The 19815-nt window shown below is 70.1% G+C and carries 21 protein-coding genes; 8 read left to right on the plus strand and 13 right to left on the minus strand.

The features are described from left to right. The first annotated feature begins 825 nt into the window (after nucleotides 1-825). Together ACZ53N_RS12825 and ACZ53N_RS12830 are read left to right on the plus strand one after the other, a co-directional pair. Nucleotides 826-1893 carry a hypothetical protein gene (locus tag ACZ53N_RS12825; protein WP_469140896.1) on the plus strand — a complete coding sequence of 356 codons (1068 nt, stop codon included), beginning with the start codon at nucleotides 826-828 and terminating at the stop codon, nucleotides 1891-1893. Between the two features lie 338 nt (nucleotides 1894-2231). Then, entirely contained in the window at nucleotides 2232-2972 is a 741-nt protein-coding gene (locus ACZ53N_RS12830; RefSeq protein WP_469140897.1) for a class I SAM-dependent methyltransferase, read from the plus strand. A gap of 106 nt (nucleotides 2973-3078) precedes the next feature. On the opposite strand, the gene ACZ53N_RS12835 is transcribed toward ACZ53N_RS12830, so the two are convergent. From ACZ53N_RS12835 to ACZ53N_RS12850, 4 genes are all read right to left on the minus strand, one after another. Continuing rightward, the gene (locus ACZ53N_RS12835) at nucleotides 3079-3648 is read right to left on the minus strand and encodes a GNAT family N-acetyltransferase (RefSeq protein WP_469140898.1); all 570 of its coding nucleotides are present in this window, start codon (nucleotides 3646-3648) and stop codon (nucleotides 3079-3081) included. 242 nt (nucleotides 3649-3890) lie between these two features. After that, nucleotides 3891-4490: a TIGR03086 family metal-binding protein gene (locus ACZ53N_RS12840; RefSeq protein ID WP_469140899.1), complete on the minus strand. Its 600-nt coding sequence runs from the start codon at nucleotides 4488-4490 to the stop codon at nucleotides 3891-3893. A 178-nt stretch (nucleotides 4491-4668) separates the two neighbouring features. Next, nucleotides 4669-5400, minus strand: a complete 732-nt coding sequence (locus ACZ53N_RS12845; protein WP_469140900.1) for an SDR family oxidoreductase — start codon at nucleotides 5398-5400, stop codon at nucleotides 4669-4671. A gap of 186 nt (nucleotides 5401-5586) precedes the next feature. Then, nucleotides 5587-6522, minus strand: coding sequence for a helix-turn-helix domain-containing protein (locus ACZ53N_RS12850; protein ID WP_469140901.1), 936 nt, complete (start codon nucleotides 6520-6522; stop codon nucleotides 5587-5589). Nucleotides 6523-6616: 94 nt separating this feature from the next. On the opposite strand from ACZ53N_RS12850, the gene ACZ53N_RS12855 reads away from it, so the two are divergent. Further along, nucleotides 6617-8122 carry an alpha/beta fold hydrolase gene (locus ACZ53N_RS12855; protein ID WP_469140902.1) on the plus strand — a complete coding sequence of 502 codons (1506 nt, stop codon included), beginning with the start codon at nucleotides 6617-6619 and terminating at the stop codon, nucleotides 8120-8122. Between the two features lie 26 nt (nucleotides 8123-8148). On the opposite strand, the gene ACZ53N_RS12860 is transcribed toward ACZ53N_RS12855, so the two are convergent. The 4 genes from ACZ53N_RS12860 to ACZ53N_RS12875 all read right to left on the minus strand — a co-directional run bounded on the left by ACZ53N_RS12860 (nucleotide 8149) and on the right by ACZ53N_RS12875 (nucleotide 10443). After that, nucleotides 8149-8619 (minus strand): GNAT family N-acetyltransferase, encoded by a 471-nt coding sequence (locus tag ACZ53N_RS12860; RefSeq protein ID WP_469140903.1) that lies wholly within the window; start codon nucleotides 8617-8619, stop codon nucleotides 8149-8151. Nucleotides 8620-8673: 54 nt separating this feature from the next. After that, nucleotides 8674-9171 (minus strand): nucleoside deaminase, encoded by a 498-nt coding sequence (locus tag ACZ53N_RS12865; protein WP_469140904.1) that lies wholly within the window; start codon nucleotides 9169-9171, stop codon nucleotides 8674-8676. Between the two features lie 90 nt (nucleotides 9172-9261). Further along, nucleotides 9262-9732: a cyanase gene (gene cynS / locus ACZ53N_RS12870; RefSeq protein ID WP_469140905.1), complete on the minus strand. Its 471-nt coding sequence runs from the start codon at nucleotides 9730-9732 to the stop codon at nucleotides 9262-9264. A 108-nt stretch (nucleotides 9733-9840) separates the two neighbouring features. Next, the gene (locus tag ACZ53N_RS12875) at nucleotides 9841-10443 is read right to left on the minus strand and encodes a carbonic anhydrase (RefSeq protein ID WP_469140906.1); all 603 of its coding nucleotides are present in this window, start codon (nucleotides 10441-10443) and stop codon (nucleotides 9841-9843) included. Between the two features lie 125 nt (nucleotides 10444-10568). On the opposite strand from ACZ53N_RS12875, the gene cynR reads away from it, so the two are divergent. After that, nucleotides 10569-11474 carry a transcriptional regulator CynR gene (gene cynR, locus ACZ53N_RS12880; RefSeq protein ID WP_469140907.1) on the plus strand — a complete coding sequence of 302 codons (906 nt, stop codon included), beginning with the start codon at nucleotides 10569-10571 and terminating at the stop codon, nucleotides 11472-11474. Nucleotides 11475-11534: 60 nt separating this feature from the next. Here the strand turns inward: cynR and ACZ53N_RS12885 are convergent, their stop codons facing one another. Further along, nucleotides 11535-11897 carry a cupin domain-containing protein gene (locus tag ACZ53N_RS12885; RefSeq protein WP_469140908.1) on the minus strand — a complete coding sequence of 121 codons (363 nt, stop codon included), beginning with the start codon at nucleotides 11895-11897 and terminating at the stop codon, nucleotides 11535-11537. 281 nt (nucleotides 11898-12178) lie between these two features. On the opposite strand from ACZ53N_RS12885, the gene ACZ53N_RS12890 reads away from it, so the two are divergent. Further along, nucleotides 12179-12610: a hypothetical protein gene (locus tag ACZ53N_RS12890; RefSeq protein ID WP_469140909.1), complete on the plus strand. Its 432-nt coding sequence runs from the start codon at nucleotides 12179-12181 to the stop codon at nucleotides 12608-12610. A 543-nt stretch (nucleotides 12611-13153) separates the two neighbouring features. Then, entirely contained in the window at nucleotides 13154-13687 is a 534-nt protein-coding gene (locus tag ACZ53N_RS12895; RefSeq protein ID WP_469140910.1) for a hypothetical protein, read from the plus strand. Between the two features lie 12 nt (nucleotides 13688-13699). Here ACZ53N_RS12895 and ACZ53N_RS12900 read toward each other — a convergent pair whose 3' ends face one another. Continuing rightward, entirely contained in the window at nucleotides 13700-13879 is a 180-nt protein-coding gene (locus ACZ53N_RS12900; RefSeq protein ID WP_469140911.1) for a hypothetical protein, read from the minus strand. A gap of 179 nt (nucleotides 13880-14058) precedes the next feature. On the opposite strand from ACZ53N_RS12900, the gene ACZ53N_RS12905 reads away from it, so the two are divergent. Next, the gene (locus ACZ53N_RS12905) at nucleotides 14059-15618 is read left to right on the plus strand and encodes a flavin-containing monooxygenase (RefSeq protein ID WP_469140912.1); all 1560 of its coding nucleotides are present in this window, start codon (nucleotides 14059-14061) and stop codon (nucleotides 15616-15618) included. A 211-nt stretch (nucleotides 15619-15829) separates the two neighbouring features. Here ACZ53N_RS12905 and ACZ53N_RS12910 read toward each other — a convergent pair whose 3' ends face one another. Then, entirely contained in the window at nucleotides 15830-16303 is a 474-nt protein-coding gene (locus ACZ53N_RS12910) for a MarR family winged helix-turn-helix transcriptional regulator (RefSeq protein WP_469140913.1), read from the minus strand. 89 nt (nucleotides 16304-16392) lie between these two features. Between ACZ53N_RS12910 and ACZ53N_RS12915 the strand changes: the two genes are divergently transcribed. Next, nucleotides 16393-17202 (plus strand): alpha/beta fold hydrolase, encoded by an 810-nt coding sequence (locus tag ACZ53N_RS12915; RefSeq protein ID WP_469140914.1) that lies wholly within the window; start codon nucleotides 16393-16395, stop codon nucleotides 17200-17202. A gap of 65 nt (nucleotides 17203-17267) precedes the next feature. Here the strand turns inward: ACZ53N_RS12915 and ACZ53N_RS12920 are convergent, their stop codons facing one another. Both ACZ53N_RS12920 and ACZ53N_RS12925 read right to left on the minus strand, forming a co-directional pair. Continuing rightward, complete coding sequence (locus ACZ53N_RS12920; protein WP_469140915.1) at nucleotides 17268-18143, minus strand: peptidoglycan-binding protein; 876 nt, start codon at nucleotides 18141-18143, stop codon at nucleotides 17268-17270. Nucleotides 18144-18218: 75 nt separating this feature from the next. Further along, nucleotides 18219-19775 (minus strand): DUF6519 domain-containing protein, encoded by a 1557-nt coding sequence (locus ACZ53N_RS12925; RefSeq protein WP_469140916.1) that lies wholly within the window; start codon nucleotides 19773-19775, stop codon nucleotides 18219-18221. Nucleotides 19776-19815: the final 40 nt, after the last annotated feature.

Below are 19815 nucleotides of genomic sequence, written 5' to 3' on the forward strand. Positions count from 1 at the left end.
GTAAGTCCCGGACGAACACGTCGTACAAGCGGTTGGTAGCGCCGGGCGCCAGATTGGACGCCAGGGATGAGAAGAGGCCGTATCTGCCGTCCGCGCCCAGCCCGAGCGGTTCCGACCAGTCGTCGGGCTGAGCGCCATCGAGGCGGAGGCTCACCTGGACGGTGCCGTTCCCCTCCGTGTCCGCCTGCGCCGGTGCGGCCGCCCCCGGCAGGAGGAGAGTCGCGAGAAAGCAACTCCCGCGCCTCAGCCACCGCCCGACGGCCTCACCGTTCATCCGTCTCGCCAATCTCCCCCGTCTCACGATGACCTGTCCTCCCCCGTGGCCGGGCCGGGTCGCGCTTGCGCCCCTGGCGCGGCTGCCCGGTTGGGCTCCGGTGAAATGATCCCGTCCGTGCATGATTCGCACATATGATCTTTCCACTCATATTCTTCTTCGCCCGGGGGACCCTGCTCTGTGACCGCATCTCCGCGCGCGCTGCGCGCGTGGTCTTGCCGGCCGACGCCTGTCTGGTCGCCCATGTCGTGCTCGGCGTGCTCGGCGGGACCGACGTCGCGGCCTCGATCTGGGCGCCGCATCCGCTCGCGATCGGGGCGCCTTGGCGCTGGAGCGGGCGGAACGGCCGGGACTGGCGCACAGGGCGATGCACGCGCGGGCGACGGCAGGCCACCGTGGGAGCCGCCTCAGGCAGCGCGTCGGGCGACCTCGCGGCCTGCTGGACTCGGCCGACGCGGAGCACCCGTGGCTGGTCGCGGGGCACTTGCCCGCATCCCACATCTCTTGCACATCTATGTGAACTCACGACGACTGATCGGACCGTAGAACCCATGTCAGGGAAGATCCTCCCGTTCGTCATCATCACCGTCATGCTCTGCTTCTGGCTACGGTCCAAGAGGCTCGCCAAGCGCGCGGAGAGACTCGCCGCCGAGATCGGCGCGGAGCTGCTGCCGCCGGAGCGGCAGAACACGGACCGGGCGTACCGGGACTCCGAGGCGGAAGCCGTGCTGGCGGCCCTCTCCCAGGGTGATTGGCAGCCCGCCGCCCAGGCGCTCACCGCCACGGGCACCGACTGGGAACGTCGCTCCTACCTCGTCGGTGTCATCGCGAGGCGGGCGGCCGACGACGGCACCTGGCTGCGGGCCTGGCAGACCGCGCGCCCCGACGATCCGGACGCGGCCGTGGTCCACGCGAATGCCAAGGTGTCGTTGGCCTGGCAGATCCGTGGCGGGGCCTGGGCCAAGGACACCTCCGCCGAGCAGTTCGCCGGCTTCCACCGGGTGCTGAAAGAAGCCAGGGAGGACTTCGACCGGGCCACCTCCCTGGCTCATCCCGACGACCCGACCCCGTACCTGCTTCAGATCCCGCTGTACATGGGTCTGAACGCCCCGCACGAGGCGCTGCACCAGCTGTGGGCCGAGGTCACCGCCCGCGCGCCGTACCACTACGAGGCCCATGGGCGCGCGCTCCAATACTGGAGCGCGAAGTGGTGCGGCTCCGCCGAACTCGCCCGCAACTTCGCCGCACAGGCCGCGGCGACGGCTCCGCATGGCAGCTTGCTGACGATGTTCCCGCTGGTCAGTTGGTACGAGCACAACGACGACGAGGCGCCGGAGGAGGCCTACGGCTGGCCGGAGATGATGGCCCTGACCGAGGCCGCGCTGGCGGATGTCGCCGCAGCTCGGCCGGACCACCCCAGGGCCGCCGAGGTCCGGCATCTGCTGGCCTACTGCCTGACCAAGCAAGGCCGCCACGAGGCCGCCCTGGAACAGTTCCGGCTGGTGGACGGCTATGCAGGAGCCCTCCCGTGGCGCTCCTACAGCAACCCGGCTGAGGTCTACTGCGCCGTAAGAGGCGTAGCGCTCCAGGGCGCGGCGGCGTCGAGGCTCGTCGGCTGAGTCACCTATGGATCACCGGCGGCGATTCATTCATGTCCAGGCCCGTCACCGAACCGCCGGTGGATTCCACGGCTGTGGTCTTCGGGCCGACCCGGGTCCCTCTCGCCGGAACTCGAGCCGGACCGTCATCGAGTCTGACGGCGCACGATCACCAGGTCGCCACGTGGTGCGTCGGCCGGACACGGCGCGTGGACGTCAGACTGCTCCGGCCGCGCTTGCTCTGACCCGGGGGCGGGGTGGCCTCAACACCATTGCAGCCGTACCGGTCACTATGCTGCCGGGATGACTGCACAGTCGCCCCCGCCGCTGACGCCGGAAGTCGCGGCATACTGTCCGTCGTGACGACCTATGACGGCATTGGTGTGACCTATAGCCACACCCGACGACCGGATCCCCGGATCGCCGCCAAGATCCACGCGGCGCTCGGCGATGCTACGACGGTGATCAACGTAGGGGCCGGCACCGGCTCCTACGAACCACCGCAAACGGTGCTGGCGGTTGAACCCAGTTCAGTGATGATCGCCCAGCGTCCGGCCGGATCCGTGCGGGCCCTGCAGGCATCCGCGGAGTCGATCCCTCTCGCCGACGACTCCGCCGACGCGGTGATGGCCCTCCTGACCGTGCACCACTGGACCGACCTGGAAGCCGGTATCGGGGAGCTGCTTCGGATCGCCCGGCGGCGCGTCGTCATCTTCACCTGGGACCAGACCATCCTCCGCAGGTTCTGGCTGGTGGACGAGTACCTGCCGGAGGTGGCCGCGTTCGATGACAGGCGTGCCGTCGCGATCGACCGGCTGACTGCACTGTTGGGAGGCACCCGCGTCGAGACGGTCCCGATCCCGCACGACTGCACGGACGGGTTCGGCGCCGCCTTCTGGCGCCGGCCCGAGGCCTACCTTGATCCGGAAGTGCGTGCCGGCATATCCATGCTCGCCCAGACTGACGAGGAGGTACTCCGTCCGGGCTTGGCCCGGCTGGCTGACGACCTGTCTTCCGGCGTGTGGCACGAACGCCATGCCGACCTGCTTCACCGCGAAACACTCGACATCGGCTACCGGCTTGTCATTGCTGACCTGTAGGGACAGGCGAGCAACGAGACTCCGGGCTCAGGCGTGCGCAAGCCTTCACGTTGGTAACTACCCATACAATGAGGGTGGTTGGCATCGGTCACGGGGCGTGTGATGTTCACCGACGGGCAGCCGAGGCCAGCCACTCGCGCTGGAGCATGGCGTATACCAGGTCGTCGCGCCATGCCCCCTTGAAGAACTCCGTGCCGATGAAGCGGGCCTCCCGGCGCATGCCCAGCCGTTCGAGGAGTCCGGCTGAGGCGGAGTTGTCCGCGTGGCAGCGGCCGATCATCCGGTGCATCCCCAATGCGTCGAACCCCAGGCGGAGGACGGCGAACGCGGCCTCGGTGGCAAAGCCCTTGCCCTGGTGAGCGGGGTGGAAGACATAGCCGAGCTCACCCTGGCGGTGTTCGGCGCTGAGCAGGACCAGTTCGACCTGCCCGACGACCGTCCCCGTGCCCGGCTCGACAACCGCCAGGCTGAGACAGTCCCCGTCCGAGGCCAGTTCGGTCTCCCGGGCCATCTGCTCCACGGCCACCCGGACGTCCTCCGGTCCTCGCGGCTCCCACCGCATGAACCGGGCGACGTCCGGCCGACTCTGGTAGTCGCCAACGTCCTCGGCGTCTTCGGGCCGGAACGGACGGAGTATGAGCCGGGCGGTGGCGATAGGGAAGTCGATGCGCAGCATCGGGCGACTGTAACCCGGGCCCGCCTCTACGCGGACATCCCATGAACGACGGGCTGAGACGTAGCGGAAAGTCGCACGGCGAGTGTCTGCAACTCCCGGAACCTGGACCTTCAAGATCCAGTGTCTACGGTGTCCAGGATCCGGGGGCAGCGGGCCGTAGTGATCGCCCCGGCACATCCGGCAGATCTCCACGCGCCACGGACGGGTTCATCGCACGTTCAGGATTCATCTCGGTGCCGGGTCTACAGCTTGCGTCCCATTGCGCGGAGGAGATGGTCCTGCTCGGAGGTGTCCGACGTCGGTGCCCCTGTGGGTGACCCGTAGTAGCGGTTGCTGTCCGTGATCGGGCTTTCGCTGACGCCGTGATAGATCCACTGGAAGTTGTTGAGGATCCAGTGCACCGTGCGCGCGTTGAGTCGTTCGTCGAGCCGTACCGCGCGGGCGAGATCCCAAGTGTGGGTGATCGCGTCCACGACGTACAGGCCAAGCAGCTGCCGACCGGGAACGGGACCGAACGGGTAGTCGACGATCTGGTCGAGCGCGCCGACGGCGTGGAACGCCGCCCGGCACTCGGCCACGGCATCCCGGTAGGTGGTCACCAGGTCACCGTTGGGCTCCTCGTGGTCCAGGTTCGCCATGAACTCCGCACTGCTGCCGCCACGCAGGAGCGAGGTATAGATGCGGCTCCCCTGGATCATGTGGTTGACCAGTTGACGCACGTTCCATTCGGTGCACGGCGTGGCGTTCTCCCAGCACGTGTCCGGCACCGACCGTAGCCGATCACTGAAACCCTCTGCCGCAGTGTCGAAATAGCTGAGCATCGTGCTGTCTGTGTCATTCATGGTGCCGAGTCTGGCTGAGGCGTGCTGCTGCTTCCGGCGGGAATCGGACCTTGACCACTTCCGTGCGCCCTGCTCCGCAGCGGGGAGGGCAGATGCGAAGCCTGCGTCCATCGCCGCCATGCCCTGCCTCCCGTCGCCGAAAGCAAGGCGACGGGAGGCAGGGCATGGTCCGGCCCGATCAGGCGGCGTGGCCGCCGTCGACGGAGAACTCGGATCCGGTGATGTAGGCGGCCCCGTCTCCGGCGAGGAAGGCGACCGTGGCCGCGACCTCCTCCGGACGGCCGAACCGGCCGAGGGCCGTCATCGCGGCCTGGGAGTCCGCGTGGGGCCCGTCGGCCGGGTTCATGTCAGTGTCGACCGGCCCCGGGTGGACGATGTTGGCGGTGATGCCCCGTCCGCCGAGCTCCCGGGCGAGGGCCTTGTTGAGCCCGGTCAGCGCCGACTTGCTCATCGCGTAGAGCGTTCCGCCGGGGCCAGGTACCCGCTGGGTCATGCAGGTGCCGATGGTGATGATCCGGCCTCCCTGGCCCATGTGGTCCGCTGCGGCCTGCGAAGCGAGGAAGGCACCCCGTACGTTGACCGCGAGCACGCGGTCGATGTCGGCCAGCGTCAGCCCGGCGAGCGGGCCCAGGACGCCCACGCCCGCGTTGTTGACCAGCACATCGAGTCGGCCGAGTGTCTGCGCCGCCCAGTGCACGGCGCCCGCCGCGTCACCGGCGTCCCCCGCGTCTGCCCTGACGGCGATGCCCCGGCGGCCGATCGCCTCGATCCTGCGGACCACTTCCTTGGCCGCCGCCTCGTTGGCCGTGTAGGTGATGGCAACATCGGCTCCCGCCTCGGCCATGGCCAGTGCGATCGCCGCGCCGATGCCTCGGCTGCCGCCTGTCACCAGAACCGCCTTGCCGTTCATGAGCCCTCCTCGTCATTGGTTGCTGGTTCAATGAAACGGGACGGTGATCGCCGACGCTGGCGGGAATCAGACCTGGCGTTCAGCCTGCGAAGGTGCATGGCTGTGTCAGCGGGGATCGGGGTGGGCAAGACCGCCGAGCGACTCGGTAAAGGCCCGGAGTCCATCAACCGGCCCTACGGCCCCGATTCAAACGGCCGGACGGGCTGTCTGGGTGTTCAGGGCAGCACGAAGCCAGTCGTGTGCCGCGCCAGGCGTCGGTTGCGACGGGCCCGACAGTTCGGCGACGAGTCGCCAGTAACCGTCGATACGGGGGTCCGCGGCGAGCTGGGCGCTGAGCCCGTGGCGGAAGGCCGGTGTGTCGCGCGCACCGGACGCGCGGGCGTAGGCGGAGACGAAACAGTCGAGCGCCTCGCCCTGGTGCGGCGCCCGCTGGGCCCGCAGCTCCGGTGAAGTCAGCGCGAACGCCTCCACCAGACCCTCATAGAGCACGGCCGGGCGGTAGCCCTTCTCGGCTCGGTGTGCCGCGGGCTGTCCGCGATCGGTACCGCGGCAGTCTCCGGAAGTGAAGGCGTGCAGCCGGGCGAAGGCCAGCACCTGGGAGGGGGTCGGATCCGCCGGTGGTTGCGGCACCGCCTGTTCGACGATGGTGGAGACCAGCCGGGCCGGGAGCCGCGGGGGCAGCCACCGCCGCCAGAAGCGCGCCAGCGGAGCTGTGCTGGGCGGGGTGGTCATCGCCCCGATCAGACGCAACCGGTCGACGCGTTCCTCGGGAGCACAGTCTCGGACCAGTTGGAGGGCGGCCTCGCGCCAGCGCAGGGCGGTCATCCGTGAGCCGATCTCCCGCAGTTGCCCCGCGATGGCGTCCTCCAGTGTGTCCTCGTGGTCGAGGATCCGGCCCACTTCCGGGACGGGGAGGTCGAGGGTGCGCAGGGAGCGGATCAGACGCAGCCGGTCGAGTGCTTCGGGGCCGTACCGCCGGTGGCCCCCGGCGCTGCGTCCGGCTTCCGGCAGCAGTCCCCGGTCCGAGTAGAAGCGGACGGTGTTGACGGTGACCCCCACGCGCTCGGCGAGCTCGCCGATGCTCCACGTGTGGTCAGGGCTCCGCTTGCTGTCCGACGACACGACTTGAACCTCCCCCAGAAGGAGTTCTTACCGTACCGGTGAGCGCGCACGGCCCTGGCCGGCCGTGCGGGTCAATGCGTGGGAGGAGATGTTCATGACGGTATTCGTCCTGGTGTCCGGCGCCTTCACCGGCGGGTGGGTATGGGAGGAAGTGGCAGCCCGACTGGGGGCGTCGGGGGCCGAGGTGTATCCGGTGACGCTCACCGGCATGGGTGACCGCCGTGATCCGGCAGGACCAGAAACGGACCTGGAGACGCATATCGGGGATCTGGTGCGGTTGATCGACCAGATGGAGGCGCCGGAGGTGGTTCTCGTCGGCCACTGCTACGGCATCCACCCGGTGCTCGGCGCCGCCGACCGGCGGCCGGAGCGGATCGCCCGCGTCGTCCATCTGGACGCGGGCATGCCCCGGGACGGCGATCCGGCCCTCGAGCTGATCCCCGACCGGGCGGTCCGCGACCGGCTGCTGCGGCGGGCGGAGCAGGCCGAGGGCGACTGGTCGATCGCCCCGCCGTCCCTGGATGAGTGGCAGCGCTGGGGCAGCACCGCCGGCATCCCCGCACCAGCGCTGGCCCGGCTGGTGCGCTGTGCCGCACCGCAGCCGGTGGGCACGCTCACCCAGCCGCTCCGGCTGTCGGGGGCGGTTTCCGGGCTGCCGATGACCGGCGTCCTGTGCACAGCCAATGGTGCGGGCATCGCCATGGTCGAGTCGCTGGTGGGATTGGGGGATCCCCGCTTCCAGGCGCTCGTCGACCCGCGGGTGAGCTTCTTCGAACTCGACACCGGGCACTGGCCGATGCTGTCCACCCCCGACGAACTGGCCGGGGTACTGCTCCGTGCCGCCGCGGGGGACGGGCACCGACTGGCCGCGCCGAGCGGGCAACCCGCACACCTGCGGCCCTTCCTCATGGAGGTGCCGGAGCGGCCTCGCGAACGGGTGGGGCGGGTCGACCTCTACTTGCCCGATGCCGACGACCGGCCCCGTCCGGCGGTGGTGTTCGTCCATGGCGGCCCCGTTCCGGCCGACGCCCGGCCGACGCCACGCGACTGGCCGACCTATGTCGGCTACGGCCGGTACATAGCGAGTCTGGGAGCGGTCGGGGTGACGCTGGACCACCGGCTGCACGATCTCGCCGATTACGAACGGGCTGCCGAGGACATCGCCGAAGCGGTCGAGCTCGTACGCGCTGATCCGCGCGTCGACGGGGAACGCGTCGCGCTGTGGTTCTTCTCCGGCGGCGGGCTGCTGTCGGCGGATTGGCTCGCGGCTCCCCCGCCGTGGTTGCGGTGTGTGGCGGCGACGTACCCGATACTCGCGCCGCTGCCGAACTGGGGGCTGAGCGACCGGTTCCGCACGGCGGCCGCGGTGCGTGCCGCCGGGCCCTTGCCGATCGTGCTGACCCGGGTGGGCCTGGAGAGCGCGGCGATCGCGCGGACGGTCGAGGAATTCCTGGCCGCGGCCACGGAGTGCGAAGCCGATGTCGTGGTGATCGACCTACCGCTCGGTCACCACGGGTTCGAGACGACCGACCGCACCGAGCAGGCGCGCCAGGCCGTGGACCGCGCGGTGCGATCGGTGCTGGGGCACCTGCGGAACTGAGGCATCGCCCACCGGCGGGCCGGTGTCTAGCCCAACTCCAGTTCCCCCACCTTCTGGTCCCCGCTCATCTCCCCTGTCGGCCGGAAGCCGAGCGCCAGGTAGAAGCGTTCGGGCCCGTCCTCGCCCGGGTGCCAGGTGGTGGTGAGGCGGGTGCCGCCACGGCGGCGGATCTCGGCGGCCACGGCCTCGACCGCGAAGCGGCCGTAGCCGCGGCCCTGTTCGTCGGCCGCGATGTTGAGGCGCCACAGGCCCGATCGGATGTCGGTGCCCGTACCGTCACCGGCGAAGTCGATGCCGAGGAAGGCCATGAGGAAGCCGACGGGCCTGTCGCCGTCGAGGATGAGGCGGGGCCAGGCGGTATCGGGGTGCACATACGCCTCGGCGAGGGACTTCACGACAGGAGCCACCAGGTGCTCCTGGTCGGGGCGTACCGTGAGTCCGATCGCCACGTCGAAGTTGTCGGCAGTGATCTTCTCCAGGCGGAGTGCGGTCGTCATGCGGGAACCCTATGCCGAAGGATCAAGTGATTTTTTGAGGGGCCGGCCGTCCCCTCAAGCGGTGGGGGCGCCGGCGACGCGGCGCTCGCCGCCGTTGCGCTCCTGCCAGAACTTGTACACCTCGACCGCGGCGTCGTGGGCCTCGTGGCGCATGGGCAGGCGCCGCTCGGTGTAGTTCCTGGCGAACTCGCCGTAGAAGGTGTCGAGTTCGAAGTACTTGCGGTCGTCCACGTAGTGCGGCTCGTAGGCGTCGCGGGTGGTGAGGAAGACGACCTCGTCCGGGGAGCAGTAGTACAGCGACCCCAGGCACATCGGGCAGGGGTGGGCGAGCACATAGATGGTGGTGCCGGTCAGATGCTCGGTGCCCAGCTTCACACAGGCCTCGCGGATGGCGAGGATTTCGGCGTGGGCAGTCGGGTCGGCGGTCCGGGCGACGAGATTCGGGCTTTCGGCCAGGATGTTCCCGTCCTTGACGATGACGGTCGCGAACGGGCGGCCGCCCTCTTCGACGTTGCGGCGGGCGATGTCGATGGTGCGCTGTGCGAAGTCCATGAGGGTTCCTCCTTACGGGAGGGGGCGGGCCGGCGGCCTCGTCGCCACGGGCCCGCCCCGGGTTCTACCGGATCAGTGAGGTCAGCCGGATCAGAAGGGCTTGGTCGGCAGGTACTTGCCGTCCAGGGTGATCACCGCGCGCTCGCCGCCCTCGGGGTCGGCGACCTTCTTCACGTCCAGCTTGAAGTTGATCGCGCTGATGATGCCGTCGCCGAACTGCTCGTGGACCAGCGCCTTGAGCGTGGTGCCGTAGACCTGCAGCATCTCGTAGAAGCGGTAGATGGTCGGGTCGGTCGGAACGGCACCGGGGATGGAGCCGCGCGTCGGGATGGTCTGCAGCAGCATCGCGGCGTCGTCGTCCAGGTCCAGGAGTTCGGCGACGGCCTTGGCCGAGGTCTCCGGCAGGGGGTGCTGGCCGAGCACAGCGGCGGTGACGAAGGCGACCGACAGACCCGCGGCGTCGGCGATCTGCTGCCAGGAAAGGTCCTTGCGCACCTTGGCCTCGACGGCCTTCACGGAGAGGGCCTGACGGGCGGTGGGGTCGAACTGTGCGTGCACCATGAGAAGGGTTTCCTTTCGGGGTGTGCCGCTCCCGAGGAGAGAAGGGACGGCAGGTTCTGGGGGCCCCAAGCCGTGGGAACGGCTCCAGGGATCGGGATGGGGGGTAGCTCAGGCCGCGCGGGCGGCCGGGCGGCCGGCGGCGGCCACGTCCTCGACCGCGCCGGTGGGGATGTCGTAGACCCAGCCGTGCAGCGTGACGGTGTTCTCCGCCAGGGCGCGGGCCACCGAGGGGTGGGTGGCCAGGTTCGCCAGCTGGGCGAGCACGTTCTCGCGCACCAGGGCGTCCACCTTCTCCGTGCCGGTTTCCGCGGTGGCACGGGCCCGGGAGGCGTCCGCGTGGCGCAGCCAGTCGGCGATCGCGGGGGCACCGCTCAGGTCGTGGTTCTCGGCGAGTGCGGTCATCGCGCCACAGGCGGAGTGCCCGCACACCACGATGTCGCGTACGCCCAGGACGGCCACGGCGTATTCGATGCTGGCCGCCACCCCGTCCGAGCCGGGGGTGTGGGCGGGGACGAGGTTTCCGGCGGTGCGGATGACGAACAATTCACCCGGCTCGCTCTGGGTGAGCAGTTCCGGCACCACACGGGCGTCGGAGCAGCTGATGAACAGCGTCGTCGGCCGGTGCGTCGTGGCCAGGTGGGCGAAGAGCTCCGCCTTGGCCGGGTGGACATCCCGCTGGAAACGCGCGACACCCTCGGTGAGGTTTTGCATGGTCACTCCCTTCGGTGGCTGTCCGCCCCCGTGGGGCTGACGAGATCCACCATGCATGACCTGCTTCTATAGCGTCCAATACTCAATAACCATGACTGCTATCGATGACATCTATAGTTGTGCTCATGGCTCTGGAACTCCGTCATCTGCGCTATCTGCTCGCCGTCGCCGAGCACGCCAACTTCACCCGCGCCGCCGAAGACCTGCACATCTCCCAGCCCACGCTCTCCCAGCAGATCAAACAGCTCGAGCGCACCGTCGGCGCCCAGCTTCTCGACCGCACCGGCCGGACCGTCCGGCTCACCGACGCCGGCGAAACCTATGTGCACTACGCACGCCGGGCCCTGCGCGACCTCGCCGCCGCCGAACGTGCCGTGCTGGACGTGGCCGACCTCTCCCGCGGCCACCTTCGCCTGGCCCTCACCCCCACCTTCACCGCCTACCTCATCGGCCCTCTCATCGCCGAGCTGCACGCCCGCCACCCCGGCATCACCCTGGACGTGAAGGAGCTACCCCAGGACCGCATGGAGGCGGGCCTGCTCGCCGACGAAGTGGACCTCGGCATCGCGTTCCACGGCTCCCACTTGCCCGGCATCACGGCAACCGCCCTGTTCACCGAGACCCTCGGCCTCGTCACCGGTATCCGCCGGCCCGGCGCCGGGGGGCACGCTCCGCTGCCGGTCCGGGATCTCACCGACCGGCATCTCGCCCTGCTCAGCGGCGACTTCGCCACCCGCGGCCATATCGATGCCTACTTCGCCACCCACCACGTCACGCCGCGCATCGTGGTGGAGGCCAACTCCATTCAGGCTCTGACCGAAATCGTCCAGCGCACCACTCTCGCCACGGTCCTGCCCGACGCCATCACCCACGACCACCCCCACCTCACCCCCGTTCCCCTCGAACCCGCCCTCCCCGCCCGTACGGTCACCCTCTTGCGCCGGGAAAACGCCTATCGAAGCGCCGCCGCCCGGGCCTTCACCCAGCTCACCGAGGACCACGTACAGGCCCGCGGCTACGCCCCTGCGTGAAGACGGTGCGGGTTGCCTTTTCAAGGGAAGCCGTTAGGGCACGTCGTGGCCGGTGACCGCTCACTCGGCCCGATAGCCGGGGACGGACGGCCAACGGACCGTCAGCACGACGGATTCCTCCTCGGCACACCAGGAGTGGTCGACACCCCGACCCCAGACCACATAGTCGCCCTGCCGCTCCAACACCACGCTGCGCCCGGGGAGTTCCACGCGGAAGCGGCCGCTGATGAGGACCAGCAGGGCGGTCCGTTCCTCGCCGTTCACCCACCGCGTGCGTGTGTCGCCCCGCGGATGGACACCCCACTTGATTTCGACGTCCTCGCTGTGCCGGGGGTCCGCGGTGTCCTTGAAGTGTCCGAGCAGCCATCCCCGGTCCAGCGCCGCGTCCCGTCCCGCGTTGCCCACGTACACACTGTCGTCCATGCGCCCGGAAGATAGCAGTGGGAGCCGTCGGTCCGGTCCGGCCACCCGCCCGCCAAGGTCCGGGTTGTTTTTGATCAATTGTCCGCAGCCCAAAACATCAAGTCGGACCGACGTCCAGTCCATTCGCTTTCACGCGAATGCCCCAAGAAGCCTCGACTCGGTATCAATACCGCGCATCAACAGCGCGGAACCGGGCACGCCTTTGGTGTGTCAATAATGGGGGCGCCCCGCGCAGGTGGGGCGCACCGAACCTTGAGAGCACCGATACAGGGGGCACGCGAATGAAGAGCGAGCAGCAACACGAGGGAAGGCGCCGGCAACGCCTGGCCCGCAGGGTTTCCCTGCTCATCGCCCTGACGCTGGGCGCCGCCCTGCTGGCGACGCCCGCGTCGGCCGCCGGCGTGCAGGCCCCGGCCGGGACCGGGCAACACTCCCCCCTCAGCAGCACGGACGCACGTCCGGTGACGGTCGGCGCGGTGGACACGGCAGCGTCCCAGCAGGCATCCCTCTCCGCGTCGCACCACAAGACGGCCGATCACAAGAAGCCGTCCAAGGACAAGGACAAGAAGAAGGACAAGAAGAAGGGCCTCTTCCGTAAGCTGGGCGCTGCCCTGCTGGTGGTCATGATTCTCGGCACCCTCTTCGTGGTGGCGCTGATCGTGCTGGTGATCTTCCTGATTCGCCGGGCCTCGCGGCGACGCCGTTCCTCATAGCGCGTCGTGAAGGGCCCGCGGCGAACAGCGGGCCCTTCACGAACCGATGGCGTTATCGGCAGCGGAAAAACCGCGCCCGCGGATACGAGAGGCGGGGGCCCCCGCGCCATCCGCAGCCGACTACCGCCGCAGTCCGGCGCCCGCACCGCACCTGACCTCGCGCCCCGCTGCAACCGTTTCCTGGCCAAACTCCTTCACAGTGGGCCTCTTGCCCAGCTGACGGATACGCGACAAGATGCCGATGAACGCGCAGCCCGCTCACCGCGCACAGCAGCCCCGCCACCGAACCGGAATCATTTTCTCCGCTCCATCACGCATTCCCGTTTCGATACTCCGGCCCCCGGTTACCCCCGAGCGAAAATCCTTCATTTCCTCGGCGAGGCCCGAGTAAGAAGGGCATCCTGCTGTGCCGACAGGTGTTCGCGGCCATCGAGAGATATCCAGTGAGCATGTCGATAGGACTGGTGTGAAGTGAACAGCCAATTACGTCAGCTGTGGGGCAACGGTACGGCGATCACGGCCGTCCGAAGACGGATCTCGGCGATGGTAGGAGCCGTCGCACTGATCGCGGCCGTCCTCACCGGCGCCGCCACCGGCACAGCCGCCGCCGCGCCCGCCGAGTCCAAGGCCGCGGCGGGCGGGTGGTCCTGTTCCGGGGCACCCGTTCCGGCCGGGTACGTCATCACCATGTACGACCGAAATGGCTGCAACGGCGCGGGGGCCTGGTTCCAGCAGCCCGCTCGGGACGGCATCTGGACCTGCTCCGGCTCGCCGATCGTGTCCGGCTACGTCATCAGCATGTACGACCGCAACGGCTGCAGCGGCATCGGCGCCTGGTACCACCAGCTGGCCCGTGACGGCATCTGGACCTGCTCGGGCTCGCCCATCGTGTCCGGTTACGTGACCACCATGTACAACCGCAGCGGCTGCAGCGGCATCGGCGCCTGGTACCACCAGCTGGTCCGCAACGGCATCTGGACCTGCCCGGGCTCGCCCATTCCGGCCGGCTACCGGAGCACCACCTACAGCGCGTCCGGGTGCAGCGGCCTCGGTGCGTGGTACACCGTGCGCGCCTGACCTCGAACAGTCTCAGCCCAGGGCGGCCGACGCCTGCTCGCCCGCCCGGCGGCGGGCGTCGGCGGCCCGGGCCGTGTCGCCGACGTGGTCGGCGAGGCGCGCCCGGGCGGCCCAATTGGCGCCACATCGGCAGCCGGAGGGCCTGAACACCGACGGCCCGGCAGCAGGTGAACGGACGGGCGTACGGGGCACGCCGCGCCTCGCCGCGCGATCCGGGCGCCCCGGTTCGCGCTCTGCCGAAACCCCGGCCAACACGACACGCTGGCGCAATCCGGACTGCAGTCGTGGAAGGGCCCGTTGATGCCACGAGGTTCGCCGCTCACCACCGCGAACACCACGAGCCACGCCGTCCGCACGGCCGGACCGATGCGGTGATCCCGCCGCAGGCCGGCCGGCCCGGCCGGGACACGCACGTTGTGGTCGTCGGAGCGGGCTTCTCCGGCATCGGCGCCGCCGTCCGACTGCGCCGGGCGGGGTTCCACGACGTGCTCGTCCTGGAGAAGGGACCACAACTCGGCGGCACCTGGCGGGACAACACATACCCGGGTTGCGCCTGCGACGTGCCCTCGACGCTGTACAGCTACTCCTTCACCCCGGACACCGCCTGGACGAGAGTCTTCGCGGGGCAGCGGGAGATACACGCCTATCTGCGGTCGACGGCCGAGCGGTACGGTCTCGGCGACGTGCTGCGCTGCGGAGTGCGGGTCCTGGGGGCCCGGTGGGACCCGGGCGTCGGGCGCTGGCGGCTGGACACCAGTGACGGGCCCCGCACCGCCGCGATACTGGTCCTGGCCACCGGGCCGTGGCACGTGCCGCGCGGCCTCGACGTGCCCGGCGTCGAGGAGTTCCCCGGGCCCGTGCTCCACACCGCCCGCTGGGACCATGACGTCGAGCTGGCCGGTCGTCGCGTGGCCGTGGTGGGGAGCGGTGCCTCCGCCGTCCAGCTCGTCCCGGCCGTCGAGAAGCGCGCTTCGGCGGTGCACCTCTTCCAGCGGACCGCCCCATGGGTACTGCCCAAACCGGACCTGCCGGTCCCCGCCGCGGTCAACCGGTGTCTGGACCGACTTCCCGGAGCCCGGCGGGCCTTGCGCGCCGCACAGTACGGGCTGCAGGAGAGCCTCGGCGGCGCCTTCCGTCATCCGGAGCTCGCGCGCCTCGTCGAGGCGGGCGCCCGTGCGCACCTGCGGCTCGCGGTCCGTGACCGGCGGCTGCGCCGGGCGCTCACACCGGACTACCGGCTGGGCTGCAAGCGCCTCCTGACGTCCAGCACCTACTACCCCGCCCTGGCCCGGCCGCACGTCCACCTTCACCCCACGGCCGTGACGGCCGTCCGTGGCCAGGAGATCCTGGGGGCCGACGGCACCGCGGTCCGGGCCGACGTCCTCGTCACCGCCACGGGCTTCCGCGTCGGTGAGCTGCCGCTGGCCCGGAGTCTGCACGGCGTGAACGGCCGCACTCTCCACGATGCCTGGGGCGGAGAGCCACGGGCCTACCTCGGTACCAGCGTCAGCGGATTCCCCAACCTCTTCGTGCTCCTGGGCCCCAATCTGCTCGGCGGCTCCTCCTCCGCGATCACCGCCCTCGAAGCCCAACTGACGTACCTCACCGCGGCCCTGACCCATCTCGGCCGCAGCGGCCATGCCGCCCTGGACGTCCGGCCGGGCGTGCAGGCCGCCTACAACGCGGCCGTGCAGGAGGCGCTGCGGACCACGGTGTACAACTCCGGCGGCTGCGCCAGCTACTACCTCGCCCCCAGCGGGCGGAACACCTTCGTGTGGCCTTGGTCCACCGGGCGGCTCGTCCAGCGGCTGAGCCGCTTCGATCCCGGCGCCTATGTCTGGCACACCCCGGCCGGCCGCGCCCTCCCGCCCGCTTCCGCGACGCCGCAGGACGGCCACCGCGCGCAGCCCGCGCACGGGGAGCAGTCATGACCCGACGTCGGCACCTGCGGTCCTACGACCGGGAGGTCCACGACCACCTGCCGCCGGGCGTCGTCCCCGAGCCCGTCGTCTGCCCCACCGGCTGGTACTTCGCGCGGTTGGGGTACGTTCCGCTGCGCGACGAAGGGCGGCACTTCTCCTTCGTGATCCAGCCGGTCGATACGAACGCCACTCGTGTGCTGCGGGCCCGTGAGGTGCCGAGTCAGTTCACATCGACGTCGTCGAAGAGTTCCAGCATCCGGCCGAGGACCCGTACGCAGGTCGTGACGTCGGCGTCGGTGAGGTCCCCGCCGACCTGGCGCAACAGGACATGTTCACGGTCGAGCACGGCCGCGATGGCCGCCCGGCCGTCGTCGGTCAACGAGATGAGCGAGGACCGCTGGTGGGCCGGGTTCGGGAGGATTTCGACGAGCTGCCGTGCCGCGGCGTCGTTGACCATGCGCTGCACGAACTGGCGGCTCAGCGCCTGGGCGCGGCCCATCTGCGGGACGGTCATGGGTCCGTGCTCCCGGAGCAGCTCCAGAACACCCCGCACCCCGACGGAGATCCCCTGGATCGGCGCGTCCTGCTCGACCTTGCGCTGGACGCGCCGGTACAGCGGCCCCACCAGGGCGAACACCTCCATGAGTCGGGGAGCGAGGTCGTCGGGCGGCAGGGGCTGGTCGGTGTCGGTCATCGGACCATGATGACACCCGGGGTGCCGTCTTTCGAAAACATATGACACCTCAGTTGTCGAATTGGGCCGCGTATGGCACCTTGGTTGTCATGAACGACGCCTCCGACCTCCGCACCTTCGAGAGCCACGACGGCCCCCTCGCCTACCGCGACACCGGCAGCGGACAGCCCGTGGTGCTGCTGCACGCGGGCTTCCTGGACCACACCATGTGGGACGACCAGATACCGGCCCTCGCCCGCCACCACCGGGTGATCACCCCGGATGCCCGGGGACACGGCTGGTCCGCCAACGCGAGCGCCCCGTTCCGCCAGGCCGACGACGTCGCCGCGCTGTTGCGCCACCTCGCCGTCGGCCCGGCGGTCCTCGTCGGGGTGTCGATGGGGGCGAACATCGCGGTCGACACCACGCTGGAACACCCCGACCTGGTGCGGGCCCTGGTCGTCAGCGGTGGCGGCACCCCCGGCCCCGGCGACCCCTGGACCGATGCCCTGCGAGCCGCCCAGTTCAACGCGTTGGGAGCCGGTGACATCGGGGGCTGGCTCGACACCTTCGCGCTCAGCGCGTCCGGACCGCTCCGCACGCCGGACGACGTGCACCCCGACGTCGTACGACGGCTGCGGGAGATGGCCGCGCGGACCATCGCCAAGCACACCGCCGGCGAACCGGACTTCAACGTCCCCGTGCCCGACACCGCGACGCGCGCGAAGGAGATCTCCGTTCCCGTCCTGGCGCTCAACGGCGCACTCGACGCGACCGACCTCATCGGCATGGCCGAACACGTCGCGGGCTCCGTCACCGACGGCCGCGTGACCGCCGTCGAAGGCACCGGCCACTTCCCCAACATGGAGGAGCCGGGCGCCTTCAACCAGGCTCTCGAGGAGTTCCTGCGCGGCTTGTGACGGGGCCGGACGTCCGGTGGCCCGGTGCACGGGCACCGAGCCACCCCAGGACGTGCGGTCGGGAATCACACCTTGGGCACGCGCAGCTTCGTCCAGCTCGTGCTGCCGGGGGTGCCGTCCGCGTCCGAGCCGGAGTAGCCGAGTTTGCGCTGCCACGCCGCGTACGACTTCCGGTCGGCCTCGGTCCACTCGGGGCCGGGGCCCTCCTCGTAGCGACCGCATCCCTCCGCCACCAGCCGTTTGCCCATCGCGGTGATGACGGGGCTGTTCCGGCCCGCGCGGAAGAAGTCCGCGCCGTGGAAGGGCTCGTACTGCGGTGGTTTCGGCTGGGGCCCCGGCCCGCCCGGCTTCCCCTTGAGGCAGCCGGCTATCCGTGAGCGCATCGAGCTCATCGTGAAGCCCTTGGGGTCGATCTTGGTGTTGGTCCACTCCTTGTGGCCGATCACCGAGCGCTCGGTCCAGCCGTGGGCGCGGCAGATCGCCGCAGACACCTTCTCGATGGCTTCCAGCTGAGCGGCGGGCCACGGGTCCTGCCCGTCGCCGAGGTTGATGCACTCGAACCCGTAGAAGCGGGCATTGCCATCGGTGTCGTTCTCGTCGGGCGCGGGCAGCGCCCGTTCCTCGATCACCGCGCTCAGGACGTCGCCGTCCCCCAGTCCCGCGTGGTTGGATCTGCCGTTGCCGACGAGGTACACCGTGCCGTCCTTGGCGATGACGCCATGGCACAACGGCCCGGGCAGCTCCGCATAACCGTCGTAGCAAAGGTCGACCGACTCGTCCGTCCCCGAGGTGACGGTGTGATGGATGACCACCCCGTGTACGGGACCCCACGCCCCCTTGCCGTTGCGGTTGTGGGTACGCCAACTGCGGTGCTCCCGCACCTTCACACCCTCCTGACGGAGAGCCTCGACCAGTCGGTCGGCGGACAGGGGTTGTGCCATGACTTCCTCCTTGACTACATCACAACGTCGTACTCGCGTGCGGAACAGCGTCGGAACAACAAACCGCCCGGGGCGTCACTCCCGTGAGGTGTCCCCGATCGACTCGATCGGCGCGGCCAACGGCCGGAACGTGTACCGCAAGTCGGTCACCGCGCGCTCGCCGCCCACCACCCAGGCCAGCGGGGCGTAGTGCGCGTCGACGCCCGCCGGGGGTTGGAGCAGGGGCCGGCTGTCCGCCGCCACGGGCCACTCCACCGTGCCGGTGGCGGTGCGGGCGGGTGCGGCCCAGAAGTCGCCCGGACGGTAGCGGCCACCGGGTTCGAACCAGAGCTGTATCCCGTCCTCCAGGTCGATCCACGTGCCTTCGACGACCTTCAGGGCGCCGTTGCGGTGGTGCTTGGCCGTGCCGCGGCCGCCGGGGGCGCGGTGGTCCCAGCGGCGCAGGAAGGGGTGCAGGCCGGGCAGCCTGCCGGTGCCCGGGCCGGGCTCGGCGTTCAGTCGCACCCGGCGGCCCGGCAGGTCGACCTCCTCGACCCGCAGCAGATCGGCGGGCTCGCCGCGGCTGGTGTAGGCGGAGTCGGCGAGTTCCACCCGGTCCCCGGCGCCCAGGTCGAGTTTGTCGTCGTTGCCGAGCGTGGCCAGCTCCACCCAGGTGCCGTCGAGGGCGGCCACGGGGAAGACGACGGAACCGTTCTCCCTGGACCATTTGAAGGTGGCGGTATCGGCCGCGCCCCCGGTGTGGATCTCCACGCGGTACAACTGGTTCTCCGGGCCCCGGTAGCGGTGGTCGGGCCGGGTGAGACAGGGCTCGTCGTCGGAGCGCTCCGGGCGTTCGGTGCGGAAGGCGGCCGACGCGGCCGACGCGCGCTGTGCGTCGGCCCAGGTACGGAAGGCCGTACGCACCTGGTCGGCCGACGGGTTGGCCGGGGCACCGAGGTCGGTGCCGCTCAGGGACAGAACCTGCCAGACGGTCTTGATCCTGGCCGCCGTGTCCGGCAGTGCGGCACCGAGGGCCACCTCCCGGATCTCGGGGTCCTCGGCGGCGGTGACCGTCCGCTCCCACACCTTGAGGTAGACCAGGTAGGGGAACTGCGCGGGCAGCCGGTCGGCGGGCTTCTCCGGGTCCCGGTAGGCGTCGGGCTGGTCCCAGTACGTCCAGACGGTCCCGTCGGTGCACGGGTGGGGTTCACCACCGGTGTCGCCATCGGAACCGGCCGAACCGGCGGAACGGGCGGCGCCGGCGGAACGTCGGGAGCCCGCCGGGGCGTCGGCACCGGCCGGAGCGTCGTGCGGCGTGGTGGTGGGCTCCTGCCCTGCCGAAGTCCCCGCCGGTGTCCCCATCGGCGGCCGGTCGGCGTCGCACAGGATGCCGTCGACGTAGTAACGCCCGCCGTGGACGGCCAGGTTGTCGAGCTTGTTCTCACCCGGGCAGTAGTCGATGCGGAAACCGGTGGCGTTCTGCGGGCCGCCGTGCTGCCCGATCAGGTCGGCGGCCAGGGTGCGCGCCTGGTGTTGGGTGATCGCCGTCTGCTCGTTGGCGTCGGCGTCGAGCTGGACCCGGCCCTGTTGGGCGAGCACAGCGGAGTAGTGCTTGGCGGGCCGGAAGGTGAGGCGGGAGAGGTCTGCGTGCATGAGTTCGTTCCCCTTGTGTTCGTTCCCCTGGGTCCGTCGG

The sequence above is a fragment of the Streptomyces sp. NPDC033229 genome (assembly GCF_055576875.1).

Bases quoted from the DNA above. Each gene is read 5' to 3' on its own strand.
- ACZ53N_RS12825 (WP_469140896.1), top strand. From the start codon at position 826: ATGTCAGGGAAGATCCTCCCGTTCGTCATCATCACCGTCATGCTCTGC.
- ACZ53N_RS12835 (WP_469140898.1), bottom strand. From the start codon at position 3,648: ATGCTGCGCATCGACTTCCCTATCGCCACCGCCCGGCTCATACTCCGT.
- ACZ53N_RS12840 (WP_469140899.1), bottom strand. From the start codon at position 4,490: ATGAATGACACAGACAGCACGATGCTCAGCTATTTCGACACTGCGGCA.
- ACZ53N_RS12845 (WP_469140900.1), bottom strand. From the start codon at position 5,400: ATGAACGGCAAGGCGGTTCTGGTGACAGGCGGCAGCCGAGGCATCGGC.
- ACZ53N_RS12855 (WP_469140902.1), top strand. From the start codon at position 6,617: ATGACGGTATTCGTCCTGGTGTCCGGCGCCTTCACCGGCGGGTGGGTA.
- ACZ53N_RS12860 (WP_469140903.1), bottom strand. From the start codon at position 8,619: ATGACGACCGCACTCCGCCTGGAGAAGATCACTGCCGACAACTTCGAC.
- ACZ53N_RS12865 (WP_469140904.1), bottom strand. From the start codon at position 9,171: ATGGACTTCGCACAGCGCACCATCGACATCGCCCGCCGCAACGTCGAA.
- cynS (WP_469140905.1), bottom strand. From the start codon at position 9,732: ATGGTGCACGCACAGTTCGACCCCACCGCCCGTCAGGCCCTCTCCGTG.
- ACZ53N_RS12875 (WP_469140906.1), bottom strand. From the start codon at position 10,443: ATGCAAAACCTCACCGAGGGTGTCGCGCGTTTCCAGCGGGATGTCCAC.
- cynR (WP_469140907.1), top strand. From the start codon at position 10,569: ATGGCTCTGGAACTCCGTCATCTGCGCTATCTGCTCGCCGTCGCCGAG.
- ACZ53N_RS12885 (WP_469140908.1), bottom strand. From the start codon at position 11,897: ATGGACGACAGTGTGTACGTGGGCAACGCGGGACGGGACGCGGCGCTG.
- ACZ53N_RS12890 (WP_469140909.1), top strand. From the start codon at position 12,179: ATGAAGAGCGAGCAGCAACACGAGGGAAGGCGCCGGCAACGCCTGGCC.
- ACZ53N_RS12895 (WP_469140910.1), top strand. From the start codon at position 13,154: ATGGTAGGAGCCGTCGCACTGATCGCGGCCGTCCTCACCGGCGCCGCC.
- ACZ53N_RS12910 (WP_469140913.1), bottom strand. From the start codon at position 16,303: ATGACCGACACCGACCAGCCCCTGCCGCCCGACGACCTCGCTCCCCGA.
- ACZ53N_RS12915 (WP_469140914.1), top strand. From the start codon at position 16,393: ATGAACGACGCCTCCGACCTCCGCACCTTCGAGAGCCACGACGGCCCC.
- ACZ53N_RS12920 (WP_469140915.1), bottom strand. From the start codon at position 18,143: ATGGCACAACCCCTGTCCGCCGACCGACTGGTCGAGGCTCTCCGTCAG.
- ACZ53N_RS12925 (WP_469140916.1), bottom strand. From the start codon at position 19,775: ATGCACGCAGACCTCTCCCGCCTCACCTTCCGGCCCGCCAAGCACTAC.